This window comes from Mesorhizobium sp. WSM4807 (assembly GCF_055811615.1).
The window spans coordinates 1-13,855 of record NZ_JBVVQY010000031.1; the positions used below are offsets into that span (position 1 = coordinate 1).

Below are 13,855 nucleotides of genomic sequence, written 5' to 3' on the forward strand. Positions count from 1 at the left end.
CACAATGCGCAAAACTGTTCGCGATGTCCTCGCACACCTGTTCGCGATGTCCCCAGTCCAAACAAAGGGGAGAAGGAAAGGTGCCTCATTCGCCGCAGGCGCTGAAGCCGGTGCTGGTGTCCCACTCCGCGAAGGGGATGATCTTGCCCTCGACAGAGACGGTCGCGTGCGCGGCGGTGCCGTCCTGCCGCATCTTGCTGCTTTTGCCCTTGCCGGTCAAAACATTGTAATCGCAGTCGCTTGCGACATTGTCCTCAAGGTAGTCGTGATAGTCATAGGCAAAGCCCGCGACGATGAAGGCGCCGTCGCGGTAAGCGAGCGTCAGCGTCTGGTTGGTCCGCTTGGTGCCGACCGGCATTGCCGGCAGATACAGTTTGATCGAGCCGTTGGGCAGCGCGGTCAGCTCCGGCTCGGTGTCGGAGGCCCCGTAGCCGGGCCGGTCGTAGCCGTTCCACTCGCCGAGAATCTGGTCACGCACGACGCCGGCAGGCTTGAGAAAATTGGCCTCGCGATCCCTGAGAAAGAAATGCATGTCCATCGGGTCGCCGGGCTTGGTCTCGACGATCATCACAAGGTCGGTGCCGCCGTCACCATTCCAGTCGCCGGTCAGCGCGGTGATGATCTTCTGGGTTTCTATTGGCTCGGCCAGGGCCATGGTTGGCGCCAGCAGCATCAGGCCGAGCATCATTGCTCGCATGGCAACATCCTCCAGTTGAAGCCCGCCGTGCCACCATGGCCGGATCTGCCGGGGGAGATTCCTACAATACGACGGGAAGAACCGCTATGGGCTGGGGCGGGGACAGCGACGCTGTCCCGCCAGCCTTGCAACAAGGCCACTGTTGCTCCATTCGATCGGAGCTAAGCAGCGACAAGGAGGAAACCGATGACGCCCTCTAAAAGGCAGGCCCGCTGATGGCGCAGGTCAGGGTCGATCCCGCCAAGGTGCGCGAATTCGGCGATGCCGAAAGCTTCTACACCTGGCTCGGCCAGCACCACGACACCGAGACAGAAGTCTGGATCAAAATCCACAAGGTCGGTTCGGGGCTGCCTTCGATCACGCCCAAGGAGGCTATCGACGTGGTGCTGTGCTGGGGCTGGATCGACGCCGTGCGCAAGGGGCTCGACGACAAGAGCTATTTGCAGCGCTACACGCCGCGCGGCAGGAAGAGCACCTGGAGCCAGATCAACGTCGACAACGTCGCCCGGCTGATCGAGGAGGGCCGGATGACCGAGCATGGGCTCAAACAGGTCGAGGCGGCGAAGGCCGACGGCCGCTGGGCGCGCGCCTATGGAAGCGGCAAGCACATGAAAATCCCCGACGATCTCCAGGCGGCAATCGACGCCGAGCCCAAGGCCAAGGCGATGCTGGCAACGCTCAGCGCGCAAAACCGTTTCGCGCTCGCCTTCCGCATCCATAACATGAAGACCGAAGCCGGCCGCAAGAAGAAGATCGCAGCGTTCGTCGAGATGCTGAAGCGCGGCGAGACGATCTACCCGCAAGGGAAGAAATGATGGTTTTTGGCTGGCGCCGTCGCGGTTGTGGCTGCGATGGCGGATCGTCGCCGTCCGCACGCTCAAGGTCCGATGATAACGCGGCACCGTTGCCTGCCGCTGGCCTTGAAGCCACGTCCGGCTCCTCCATTTAGTTCGCAATAGCGCAACTTTCCGAGGAAGCGCCAGGAGTTGCTGGCCTCCGACAAACCAGAGTGGCCGCCCGTTCGGTTTTGGCGGGCAGCCTTAACAATCGAGCGTCTTCCTCGTTGTCAGACGAAGGAGAACCAAAAATGGCAAAGGTCGTTTGCGTCCTCTATGACGATCCGGTTGACGGTTACCCGTCAAATTATGCCCGGGATGGGCTGCCAAGGCTCGATCGCTATCCCGGCGGCCAGACGCTTCCCACGCCGAAGGCCATCGACTTCGAACCGGGCGTTCTGCTCGGCAGCGTGTCGGGCGAACTCGGCCTGCGGCCATATCTGGAAAGCGCCGGGCACAGCTTGGTCGTGACCTCGGACAAGGACGGTCCCGACAGCGTTTTCGAACGTGAACTCGGTGACGCCGAAATCGTCATCTCGCAGCCGTTCTGGCCGGCCTATCTGACCAAGGAACGGATCGCCAAGGCAAACCAACTGAAGCTTGCGATCACCGCCGGCATCGGGTCCGACCATGTCGATCTGCAGGCCGCGATGGACCGCGGCATCACCGTCGCCGAGGTGACCTACTGCAACTCGATCAGCGTGTCCGAGCATGTGGTGATGATGATCCTGGCGCTGGTGCGAAACTACATCCCCTCCTACCAGTGGGTCATCAAGGGCGGCTGGAATATCGCCGACTGTGTCGCGCGCTCCTATGATGTCGAAGGCATGCAGATCGGAACCGTCGGCGCCGGCCGTATCGGCAGCGCGGTGCTGCGCCGGCTGCGGCCGTTCGACGTCACACTGCACTACACCGACCGCCACCGCCTGCCCGAGGCAGTCGAGAAGGACCTCGGCGTCACCTTCCACCCAGACGCCGCGTCCATGGTCGGCATCTGCGACGTGGTGACGATCAATGCCCCGCTGCATCCGGAGACGGAGAACCTGTTCGACGAGGCGATGATCGCCAGGATGAAACGCGGCGCCTATCTGGTGAACACGGCGCGCGGCAAGATCTGCAATCGCGACGCCGTCGCCCGGGCGCTGGAGAGCGGCCAGCTCGCCGGCTATGCCGGCGATGTCTGGTTCCCGCAGCCGGCTCCCAAGGACCATCCGTGGCGATCGATGCCGCACCACGGCATGACACCGCATATCTCGGGATCGTCGCTCTCGGCCCAGGCACGCTACGCTGCAGGCACACGCGAAATCCTGGAGTGCTGGTTCGAAGGCCGGCCGATCCGCGAGGACTACCTGATCGTCGACGGCGGCAAGCTGGCCGGCGCCGGCGCGCATTCCTATAGCGCCGGCGACGCCACAAGCGGTTCGGAGGAGGCAGCGCGCTTCAGAGCCAAGGTGTGAGCCGGGCGGTGCCTCGGTGATCTTGAGCGCATGGATGCTGTCGATTCCAAGTTACAATGGGTGGGAAGGAACGCGACGGAACCGGCTGTCCAAGCGAATGTCGACGCGGGCGTCGAACAGCGCAGCCGGACACTATCCGGGCTTGCCGCCAAGCAAAAATCATCGCAAGCCGGCTCTTATCTGTCGTCGGAAATTGAACGACAATTGAGTTTGTTTTGGCCTTGCACACAAAAATCTGTCTGTTCTGCGGCCATGGGCAGGGACCTTTTGCCTGTTGACGACAGTTCGACATCGTCGCACAATTTACTTTGAGGAATGTTTGCCAGGCTGGAAATGATGGGTTCAAGGTAGATATAAAATCTTGCCGGGGGGCGTCCATGCGTAAATTAAGCCAAGTAGATCGACACCGCGTCCAGGCGGTCATCGATCGCAATCGTGAGCTTTTGCTGTCGATTCCCAATGCTTTGGGCGCCGAGCCCGGTTTCCCCATCGTTCAGGGAAAGCTGCTGCGCGAACCGGCGATCATCCTCTATGTTGCCAGCAAGCTGCCCAGGGCGCGGCTCCTGCCGGAAGACTTCGCGCCCGGCGAGGTCGAAGGCGTGCGGCTCGATGTGATGCAGGCCGATCCCTGGAAACAGATCGAGCTCAATCCAGGCCTGCGGGCGCTGCAGGAGGAGATCGAAACCGCGGCCGCGGCGACGATCCCTTATGAGGGCCTGCCCGACGACCCCATCGATGCCAGTTTCGAGATCTCGAAGCCGATCCTGTGCGCGGTCGGGCCGGATCAGGGCTGGATCGTGCTCAGGGATTTCCTGGTCGGAACCCGCAACACGCTCAACGTCGCCATGTATGATTTCTCTGCCGACTATATTTCGAACACGCTGATCGAGGTCGTGCGCGCCAATGATGTGAAGGTGGAACTGACGCTCGACGACGGCATCAAGGACACCGAACGCGACATTCAGGAGCGGCTGGAGCAGAAGCTCGGGGACCTCTACGACGCCGAGGTCATCCGGTGCGCCAAGAGCAGGCGCTTCCCATCGGCCTATCACCCGAAGGTGGCGGTGCAGGATCATAAGCGTTTCTGGCTGTCGAGCGGCAACTGGTCGCCCAACAGCCAGCCCGATATCGACCCGATCGGCCATCCGGCCGGCGGCTGGTTCAGCAAGGGCAACCGCGAGTGGCATGTCGTCGTCGAGGATGTAGCGCTAGCCAGGTTGTTCGAGCGCTACATCGCGCATGACAAGAGGGAATCCGAAAGCGATGCGGCTCTGGCGGGGGAGGAGAGGCCGGCCTTCCCAGACCTGTTCGTGCCGCTTGGCGATCTGCTTGGGGATGCCGCACTTGCCGCCGCCGATCCGGTCGCGCCGGAAAAGATCCTGTCCGGGCAGTCGGCGCGCGTGCGGCCGCTCCTGTCTCCCGACAATTATGCGCGGCGCATCAGCGAATGGATCCGCGGCGCGCAAAAGAGCCTCGATCTCCAGTACTCCTACATCAACTATTCGGAGCGCGCCGAGGACGAGGATTTCAAGGCGCTGCTCGACGACATCGGCAAGCTGTCCTGGAAGGACGATTTCACGCTGCGGATCATCGTCGGTTCAGGAGCCGACGATGCCATTCGTCTGCTGGCGCAGAACGGCTTTAACGAAGCTGTCTTCAAGGTGCAGTCGAAAATCCACAACAAGGGCATCGTGCGCGACGGCACCGAGGTGTTGGTCAGCAGCCAAAACTGGTCGGGCGATGGGTTCCTGCGCAACCGTGATGCTGGCCTGATCATCGAGGACCGTGAGGTCGCGCAGTATTTCGCCGGGGTCTTCGATGAGGACTGGAAGACGAGGGCGCGGCCGCCGTTCGAGACGGCCGGCCTTGCCGCAGTCATTGCCCCGGACAATGCACCGCCGCCGGCGGGCATGGTGCGGATGAGCTGGTCGGATTTCTTTGGAGATTGAGCGATGCCGATCGAGGACGAATTGGAGGCTTCGGGGCATACGCGCGTGGTCGTGGTGCTCAAGCCGACCAAACGGCACAAAGTCGATGGGCGGATTACCGTGGCGTTGACCGAGACGATTTCAATGCAGCAGGAAGTGGCGCAGTCGATCACGTCCTGCTTTCGTCCGTTCAAGAATTCGCGCATGTCGCAAATGGCGCGCGAACTTGCCAGCAGCAGCGAGCCGACGATACGCTCGCGTATCGCCGCGGATGGCCCGATGCGGCGCGGCCGGCCGGAGTACGTGCGCGACGAGCACGCCGAGGCTGTCCCCGAAAACGCCGGAGTTCGCTACTTCCCTTATCTCGGCATGATGATGGGGACGGTCGATCGCACGGGCCTGGCGGAGTTGCGTAACAAGAAGGACGAGGTGGCGGAGCTTTTCAGTCCGCCGGAAATGAGCCTGATCCGTCCGTTCGAAGATGAGGAGGCAGCGCTTGCCGGGCCGCCAGAAGGCGTCTCCTGGGCGCTCAAACGACTGGGCATCCCGAAACTGTGGGATGCCGGGCTGACGGGAGACGGCGTTCTGATCGGCCATCTCGATACCGGCATTGACAGCGCCCATCCGGCGCTCGCCGACGCCATCGATGCCTCTTCGGTGTTCGACGAACTCGGCCAGCAGCTCAATGTCACGACAGCGATGGTCGATACCGGCTTTCACGGCACGCACACGGCCGGCCTGCTGGTCGGCCAGCCGTTCCAGAATGTCACCTTCGGCGTCGCCCCGGGGGCGCGGCTTGCGGCGGGAACGGTCATCGAGGGTGGCGATATCCCGGCGCGCATGATTGCGGGGCTGAATTGGTGTGTCGGCCAGGGCGTCATGATCATCAGCCTTTCGCTGGGTGTGCGTAGATTCGATCCGCTGGTCGCGGCGCTGGTCAGGCAATTGCGCGACCGTGACATCCTGCCGATCATCGCCATCGGCAATGAAGGGGCGGAGACCAGCCGCACGCCAGGCAATCTGCCGGAATCGCTGTCGGTCGGTGCCGCCGACGAGGCCGACCAGATCTGGTTCAATTCCTCCAGCCAGCAATTCGCCGAGACGCCGAGACGGATCGTGCCGACGCTGATTGCGCCGGGCGCCGGCATCTGGTCCTCGGCGCCTGGCGGCGGGCTCAAGAAGCTTTCCGGCACTTCGATGGCGGCGCCGCACATTGCCGGGCTCGCGGCATTGCTCAAGCAGTTTCGGCCCGAGGCGACCGGCGCGCAAATCCAAAAAGCGATCATTGCCTCTTGCAAGCGGCCCAGTGGAATAAGCACATTAAGGGGGAACAAGGGCGTACCGGACGCGATGGTCGCCAAATCCAAGCTGTAACGGTGTACGATGGACATCGACAAGATCGACCCGCGGCTGAAGCAGGCGCTCGACCGGGCGACGGTGAACAGCGGTCCGATCCAGGCGGTGGTCGTGGTCGGGTCGCCGGCCGGATCCAAGCCGTTGCCACCCGCCGAGAGCGAACAGATGTTGCGCAACCTCGTCGACCGCGCCTGCAAGGCGTCAAAGTCGAAGCCAAGCCGGCTGGTGTTCTTTCCCAATGTGCAGTCCTTTTCCATCGAGGCGGACCCGAAATTGCTGCGCCATCTGCTGGAAGACGACTCGATCGACGCGGCGAGCCTTAACCGCGCGGACTAGTCAGCCCTCAGAGCAATGCCGGTGCGGCCATCCGCCAGCCCCAGGGCAGCCAGCAGCACAGCCGGCATGATACGGGCGCCGAGTCAGGGCAATCGACCCATATCGCAGCTGCCCGCCGCGGCTATTCCTGCGGAATCCCGGCCTTTAACCCAACCGGTAACAGTTTCTTCTCTGGTTTTGCCGCACAATGGCCGCGACGGGGCAGGCGAAGTCCAGGGCATGGCTGACAAGAAGAATCGCAACGGAGAGTTCTGGGAGCTGGCGCTCGAACGCGCGCATCTTGGCGTCTGGGACTGGGATCTCAGGAGCGGCGACTGTTTCTACTCGGCAATGTGGTCGCAAATGCTCGGCTATGGCGAGGGTGAGCTCGTCGAGGCGAGCGATCTCTGGCTGCAGCTGACGCATCCCGACGATCGCGAGCGGGCGGTGGCCAGCGGCGAACGCCACATTGCCGGCCTGACCGATTCGATCGAGACCGAGCTCAGGCTGAAACACAAATCCGGCCACTGGGTATGGGTTCTCGATCGCGGCGGGGTGGTCGAACGCGACGCGGAAGGCCGGCCGGTCCGGCTGATGGGCGTCCAGACCGACATCAGCAAGCAGAAGCAAGCGGAAGCAGAGCTCGAACAGGTCAATGTCCGGTTTCGCCTGGCATTGGCCGCCAGCGGCACCGGCATCTGGCATCACGATCTTGCTGCACGCAAAAGCTACTGGGACGAGCGCACGCGGGAAATCTTCGGGCTTGTCGCCGAAACCGACGAGGTGTCGCAAGACCTCTGGCACAGCTATCTGCATCCGGACGACAGGGCCGACGCCGAGCGGGCCCACCTGGCGCCGCTGCAAACCCAAAAGGTCGTCGCCGTGCAATACCGCATCATCAAGCGGGACGGCGACATCAGACATGTCGAATCGCTGATACGGTTCATCGCCGACGCCCAGTCGTCGGGCCAGATCCTGGGCACGGTGCGCGACATCACCGAGGCGAAGCAACGCGAGCAGGAACTTGCCCATGCGGCCTGCCATGACGCCCTGACCGGCCTTTTGAACCGCGCCGCATTCGACCGGCTGCTGGCCCAGCATATCGCAACGGCGCGCCCGCTCGCGGTGTTCTACGTCGATCTCGACTACTTCAAGGCCTTGAACGACTTCGCCGGCCATGCCACCGGCGACCTCGCGCTGAAGAGCGTTGCCGAGGGCATTCTGGGCTGTCTGCCGCCGCCGGCGCATGCCGCGCGCCTCGGCGGCGACGAGTTCGCGCTGCTGGTGCCTGATTGCGACACAGCGCAAGCCGAGCGTCTCGCCGGCGCCGTTCTCGCGGCGGTTCGCGATGCCGATCTCGGCTCGACGGCGGCGTCGCGCAAGCTCGCGGCCAGCATCGGCATCGCCTTCGTCGCCGATGAGAATACCGCGGTGGCCGACGCGCTCGCCTGCGCCGACGACGCCTGCTATGCGGCCAAGGCCGCCGGGCGCAATCGCTTCGCGGTGTTCTCCCCTGAGACAACATCCGGTTTCAGCGGCCTCACAGCGGCGCGGCTGGCGGCCGACACCGTCGATGCCATGGAAGACGGAAGGCTGAAACTGTTCGGCCAGGAAATCCACCGGCTCGGAAAACCCTGGCAAGAGAACCGCCATGTCGAGGTCCTGGCGCGGCTCGCCGGGCGCAACGGACGGCTGATCCCGCCGGGCGAGTTCATCCCGGCGGCGGAGCGGTTCGGCATTGCCTCGCGGCTCGATCGCTGGATCATCAGGACGGCGCTCTCGCTTCATGGTCCGGCGCTGAAGTCAGGGGCGCTCACGCTCGGCTTCAACCTGTCGGCACAGACGCTGAGCGATCCGCAGCTTTGGGATTTTGTCGACGCCGTCATCGATGAGACCGGGGCGCCGCATTCCGGCATCGGCTTCGAGATTACGGAAACCGCCGCGGTCACCAATTTCACTGCTGCCGAAGAGTTCGTCCGCAAGGCGCGCGAGCGGCGCTGCCGCGTCAGCCTCGATGATTTCGGGGCGGGCATGAGCTCGTTCGAATATCTCCGGCGCTTTCCCGTCGATACGATCAAGATCGACGGTTCCTTCATCGAGCATATTGCGAAGAGCCGTTTCGACCGCGAAATCGTCTCAGCCATATCGGGCATAGCCAGAAGCCTCGGCTGCTCCGTGGTGGCGGAGAAGATCGAAGAGCAGGATGCGCTCGACATCCTCAGGGATATGGGCGTTGACTTCGGCCAGGGATTTCTGCTGCACCAGCCGGAGCCGCTGCAAGCGATCGTTACGCGGGCGAGCGCGCGAGCGGCTTTGCCAGCTGGACGGCGAGCGTAGCATTCGCTGGCCGGATGCGAGGCTGCAGGACCCTCGGTTCAAGCCTGAGGGCATGCCTTTTGGGCGATTAACGGCCGCGAGAAAGTCTGGAAACGGTTCCGGCGCCCACACCGCGCGAGTTGGTCAGGGCTTTCCCGGCGGGCGATAGCGGACCGACTTCGCCTTACCGAGGGCTTGCATCGTTTCTTCGACGCTTAGGAGGACGGTGGTCTCGTACGAGCTGAGCGCTCCTCCCGCACCAATGGCAAGCGCGACAGATGCCATCGAAACGTTGTCTGGCGCCTCCCACAGATTCCAGCCATCGTGCTCTCCGAAGGCGTACCAGAACCCGTGCAGCTTTCCGCCCACCGACTCGATGTAGGTGCGGGCTGCCTCGCGTCTATCCTCGGGGTTTTCGATCAGGCGCGCCCAGGTCTCGGGCGTATAGCTGAATCGTGAGAGATACATGGGCATGGTTCGCCTCCAGGCCGATCCCGGCGGCTCGGCGTCGAGGGATCGAGGGGGGACTGGCGCCGAGCCTAACCGGCTTGGGTAGTTCACCGGCTGACGAAATATGCGCTCAAGCTAATGCAAGAGCAACATCCATGAATCGGCGCTCCGAGGTCGATTTGCCGGCAACCGAGCGCCATACTTTCCGGCCCAATACACTTTTCGGGCTAATTCTTCCGCTTGCCGCTGGACGGCGTCGTCGTGCTCACCCAGCCTTGCGATTCGCGCATGATCTTCAGCGCTTCATCCGGCGCCAGGCCGCACCTTCCCAAAACGGGAACAAGAGGCGATTTCCCAAAACGGGAAATTTCGCGCATCCGGCAGAAACCGGCCGGAAACACGCGGCATGGTCAAGCCGCAGTCCGGGTCGACGCCGCCGGATGCGGATCAGGCGTTGCGGCTCGCCATATGCGCATCGAGCTTCTTCCTCGAAGGCCCGTACCGCTTGATGATTGTCGCGGCCTCGCTCGGCGGTATGCCGTATTTTTTCGCAAAAGCCGCAACGTCGTAAGACTCCTCGCCGGAGGCCGGTTTGCGGTCCTGCTTGGTCTTGGATTTGTCGTCTGCCATGTCGTCCTCCGTCACGTCAGGTGGTTATAGGGCTCCTTGGTCGGCCCGACCACCTTGCCAGTGAAAAGGACGGCACACCGGTCCGATCGGTTGCCTGGCGCGGGCGATGCTGGTTCCCGCTCATGGACTCGGTGAGCCATGCATGATTCCGGTGATCGGCGGCTTCACTACGTCTTGTGCGGTAGACCGGCGTCGCGCCACGCCGGCACACTGGCCTGGCGCCTATACGGCCTTAAGCCGCAGATCGCCAATCTCGGTGTGCGACTTGAACCAGGCATATGTCAGCTCCAGGCCTGCACGAAGCGTATACTTTGGTCGCCATCCAGTTGCGACGAACAGCTTGCTGACGTCCATCAGCTTGCAAGGTGTCCCGTCTGGCTTTGCCGAGTCGGTCTGGATCTCACCCGTGAAGCCAATGACGTCGGCGATAAGCATTGCGAGGTCCAGGATGGAGATATCCTGGCCCGAACCGACATTGAGGTGGCCGTCGGCAGAGTAAGTCTTGAGCATGTGGACAATGGCGTCGGCGGCATCGTCCACGTGAGGAATTCGCGTCTCGGTCTGCCGGACCCCCAGATCGTCAGGCTCGGTTCTCCCCCGATCTTCGCGTCGTGGGTCCTGCGCATGAGTGCGGGGACAACGTGGCTATTCTTCGGGTCGAAGTTGTCGCCTGGACCGTATAGGTTACAGGGCATTGCCGAAACATAATCGGCACCGTACTGGCGGCGGTAGGCCTGACACAGCTTGAGACCGGCGATCTTGGCGATAGCGTACCACTCGTTGGTGGGTTCCAAGGGGCCTGTGAGAAGCGCGTCTTCCGGGATCGGCTGTGGCGCCAGCTTCGGGTAGATGCAGGATGAGCCCAAGGACAACAGTCTGTCGACGTCACACCGGAACGCGGCGTGGATGACATTCGTTTCGATCAGCAAGTTGTCGAGCAGGAAATCGGCCGATCGTTGGCGAGAATCCCGCCGACCTTTGCGGCTGCAAGGACCACGGCGTCGGGCCTGGTTTCTGTCATCCAGCGATGCACGGCGTCCTGATTTCGAAGGTCGAGAACGTCGCGCGGAGCCATTAGGACCTCGCAGTTTTCCTCCTCCAATCGCCGCGCCACAGCCGAGCCGACCATGCCGCGGTGGCCAGCCACGAATATCCGTTATGCGTCGAGCCGATAAGTGTAGTCCATGACCGGTGGCCCTCTCTAGACGCTACTGTCCATGTGCCAGGTCTCTCGCTCCAGACGTTTCAGATCGGCGGCCACCATTTCCGCCACGAGGTCGCTGAACGTCGTCTTAGGCGACCAGCCGAGCTTTGAGCGGGCTTTCGCCGGATTTCCCATCAGGAGATCGACGTCCGTCGGACGGAAATGGCGTGGGTCGACTCGGACGAGGATCTCTCCTGTCTTGCGATCCCGGCCGATCTCGTCCACCCCCTTACCTTCCCAGACGATGACGCGGCCGACTGCCCGAAAGGCACGTTCCACGAACTCGCGCACCGAATGGGTTTCGCCCGTGGCGAGGACGAAGTCGTCAGGCTCGGCGTGCAGAAGAATCCGCCACATGCCCTCCACATAGTCGCGAGCATGCCCCCAGTCGCGTTTCGCGTCCAGATTTCCAAGATAGAGGGTGGACTGAAAGCCTCGCTCGATACCTGCAACCGCACGTGTGATCTTGCGGGTCACAAACGTCTCGCCGCGCGTGGGGCCTTCATGATTAAACAGTATGCCATTGGAAGCGAACATTCCGTACGCTTCACGGTAATTGATCGTGATCCAATAGGCATAGAGTTTGGCCGCCGCATAGGGAGAGCGCGGGTAGAACGGCGTCTTCTCCGTCTGGGGCACCTCCTGGACTTTGCCGAACAGCTCGGAGGTTGACGCTTGATAAAAGCGCACCCGCTCTTCCATCTTCAGGATGCGTATGGCTTCAAGCAGCCTGAGTGTGCCAAGGGCATCGGCGTTGCCGGTATATTCCGGCGTCTCGAAGCTTACCTGGACATGGCTTTGGGCCGCAAGATTGTAGATTTCGGTAGGGCGCGTCTCCTGAATGATACGAATGAGATTGGTCGCATCGGTCAGGTCGGCGTAGTGGAGAAAGAAGCGTGCGTCCGGTTCGTGCGGATCGACGTAGATGTCGTCGATGCGTTCGGTATTGAAGGAGGAGGATCTGCGTTTCAGTCCGTGGACAGTATAGCCTTTCTCCAGCAGCAGTCTGGCAAGGTAGGCACCGTCCTGACCGGTCACACCAGTTATGAGCGCAATGCGATCTGTCATCGTGCCCCATCCAATCGTTGAGGGCTGTGGTGGCGCCGTCGACCGACGGTCCGCCCCCGCACTCCTCAAATGAAAGGCGAAAGCGCTTTGTTCGACCAGAGTGTCATTGTGGGAGGCACGCCGGCAAAGGAGGTAATCCCCACCGCTCAATGCCCGTCACAGCTACTTCCCGTGCGTCCCCTTTCTGCTTGGCTAGCCTCGTCGGACGTAGCCGCCCTGCCGCGAGCCGTCAGTTCACAAGCGCTTGCGCCACCGCTTCTCCGCGAGTTGCTTGCCGCCCATGCTGCCGTCGGCAATGCCGAACATGTGGGTCGTCTGACCAGTGCAGCGCGGGCCATGCCGGCTGAGAAACGTTCGCGTCCAGCCTGCATCTCGGGTCACCTGGCAAGCGTCGCGTCGGGGCGCTTGTTGCCGACGATCCCCGCCACCGACGGCGGCTTGTCGAAAGTTCTCGTAAGGCTTGTTATCGCGTCAGCAAAAATGACAATTCGTGGCCCGCAGGAGAAACATGGAACAGGGTGTACCCCTGGCCCTTTATCGCTTCCACTGTTCGGTAGGTTTGCTCCACCGGAGTGCGGTGCCACCAGTGGTGAAACTCGACGAGAATCTGTCTCGGTAAGACATCAGATCCAAGCACCTCTGGAAGGACATCGTGCTCTGCCCCCTCAACGTCGAGTTTCAGCACATCGATAGTTGCCAGTCCGAGCATATCCAGGATAGTAGAGTAACGCCTCACGTCGCAGATAATGCTCTTGCCCGTAACCATCTTCGTGGAAAAATTGCTGCGTGTATCATCTTCGGACACAGCAAACGTCTGCTCCCCGTCGAAATTAGATATTCCCAGGGGGTAGATCCGCACAGTGGGGGGTAATTCCTGAGCGGCAATCCAGTCAAGACTGGCCGGAGTCGGATCAAACCCAAAGACCTTTGCGCCGAATACTTTGCTGATTTCCTGATCAAATGAAATGTCGTCCCCTAAGCCAAAGGAAAGAACAATAGGGGATGGAGTACCTAGAAGAGGCTCGACCGCAACCACCCAACCTCCATATACGGAGCCGAGTTTTTGTGTAGGAACAGAGCATTCGGGCCGGAGAAGATGATCGAAGCCTAAGGCCGCTCTTACAACGCGCTTACAATACCGGAGCCAATCTGGATTGTACATCAATAGTGCCTTTGGCTTATTTGTAGTAGCTGTTCCGCTTGACTGCGCCTTCCTCACCATGTCCAAAATGGACAAGAGCGCCAGATGGGTTCAGTCTGGCCTAACGTGGAGCGGCTATCGCCCTGTGAATTCTACATCATTTCCTCCCGCGACCAGAGTGTCATTGTGGCAGGCACTCCAGCAAAAGGAGGTAATCCCCATCGCTCGGCGTTCGTAACAGATGCTGCGGGAGCGTCGCCTTGGGCTCGGCCAACGTCTTCGCCCCGCTGCATAGGAAGTAGCCGCCCCGCTGCGATCGCCGGCTCACGAGTCCCTACGCCGATGCCCCTGTCCGAGGGCTGCGTGCCGGCTACTTGCGGAGCCGAAGAAGTGGTGATCCTGTTCGTTGCGGAGCTGAACGCAGGGGAGGGCGGGCCTTCGCGGTTCGAACGAAATT

The 13,855-nt window shown here is 61.9% G+C and carries 11 protein-coding genes and 1 pseudogene; 6 read left to right on the forward strand and 6 right to left on the reverse strand.

What is annotated here, in order from left to right; all coding sequences use genetic code 11:
- Nucleotides 1-85: 85 nt before the first annotated feature.
- On the reverse strand, nt 86-697 hold the full coding sequence (locus tag AC0L3N_RS28120; protein ID WP_473550763.1) for a hypothetical protein: 612 nt from the start codon (nt 695-697) through the stop codon (nt 86-88).
- 215 nt (nt 698-912) lie between these two features.
- Here AC0L3N_RS28120 and AC0L3N_RS28125 point away from each other — a divergent pair, with 215 nt between their 5' ends.
- The 6 genes from AC0L3N_RS28125 to AC0L3N_RS28150 all read left to right on the forward strand — a co-directional run bounded on the left by AC0L3N_RS28125 (nt 913) and on the right by AC0L3N_RS28150 (nt 8,926).
- A complete protein-coding gene (locus AC0L3N_RS28125) occupies nt 913-1,512 on the forward strand; it encodes a YdeI/OmpD-associated family protein (RefSeq protein WP_473550764.1) in 600 nt (199 codons plus the stop codon).
- A 272-nt stretch (nt 1,513-1,784) separates the two neighbouring features.
- The gene (locus AC0L3N_RS28130; protein ID WP_473550766.1) at nt 1,785-2,990 is read left to right on the forward strand and encodes an NAD-dependent formate dehydrogenase; all 1,206 of its coding nucleotides are present in this window, start codon (nt 1,785-1,787) and stop codon (nt 2,988-2,990) included.
- 377 nt (nt 2,991-3,367) lie between these two features.
- Nucleotides 3,368-4,939, forward strand: a complete 1,572-nt coding sequence (locus AC0L3N_RS28135) for a phospholipase D-like domain-containing protein (protein ID WP_123147948.1) — start codon at nt 3,368-3,370, stop codon at nt 4,937-4,939.
- Between the two features lie 3 nt (nt 4,940-4,942).
- Nucleotides 4,943-6,292: a S8 family peptidase gene (locus AC0L3N_RS28140; protein ID WP_473550767.1), complete on the forward strand. Its 1,350-nt coding sequence runs from the start codon at nt 4,943-4,945 to the stop codon at nt 6,290-6,292.
- Nucleotides 6,293-6,301: 9 nt separating this feature from the next.
- Nucleotides 6,302-6,610, forward strand: coding sequence for a hypothetical protein (locus AC0L3N_RS28145; RefSeq protein ID WP_123147946.1), 309 nt, complete (start codon nt 6,302-6,304; stop codon nt 6,608-6,610).
- Nucleotides 6,611-6,829: 219 nt separating this feature from the next.
- The gene (locus AC0L3N_RS28150; protein WP_473550769.1) at nt 6,830-8,926 is read left to right on the forward strand and encodes an EAL domain-containing protein; all 2,097 of its coding nucleotides are present in this window, start codon (nt 6,830-6,832) and stop codon (nt 8,924-8,926) included.
- Between the two features lie 123 nt (nt 8,927-9,049).
- On the opposite strand, the gene AC0L3N_RS28155 is transcribed toward AC0L3N_RS28150, so the two are convergent.
- The 5 genes and pseudogenes from AC0L3N_RS28155 to AC0L3N_RS28175 all read right to left on the reverse strand — a co-directional run bounded on the left by AC0L3N_RS28155 (nt 9,050) and on the right by AC0L3N_RS28175 (nt 13,293).
- Nucleotides 9,050-9,379 (reverse strand): GYD domain-containing protein, encoded by a 330-nt coding sequence (locus tag AC0L3N_RS28155; protein WP_165848547.1) that lies wholly within the window; start codon nt 9,377-9,379, stop codon nt 9,050-9,052.
- Between the two features lie 423 nt (nt 9,380-9,802).
- Nucleotides 9,803-9,985, reverse strand: a complete 183-nt coding sequence (locus tag AC0L3N_RS28160; protein WP_473550770.1) for a DUF3606 domain-containing protein — start codon at nt 9,983-9,985, stop codon at nt 9,803-9,805.
- A gap of 222 nt (nt 9,986-10,207) precedes the next feature.
- A pseudogene (locus AC0L3N_RS28165) lies at nt 10,208-11,114 on the reverse strand (GDP-L-fucose synthase family protein).
- 72 nt (nt 11,115-11,186) lie between these two features.
- Nucleotides 11,187-12,257, reverse strand: coding sequence for a GDP-mannose 4,6-dehydratase (gmd, locus tag AC0L3N_RS28170; RefSeq protein ID WP_473550772.1), 1,071 nt, complete (start codon nt 12,255-12,257; stop codon nt 11,187-11,189).
- 463 nt (nt 12,258-12,720) lie between these two features.
- Nucleotides 12,721-13,293, reverse strand: coding sequence for an FkbM family methyltransferase (locus AC0L3N_RS28175; RefSeq protein ID WP_473550773.1), 573 nt, complete (start codon nt 13,291-13,293; stop codon nt 12,721-12,723).
- Nucleotides 13,294-13,855 lie beyond the last annotated feature (562 nt).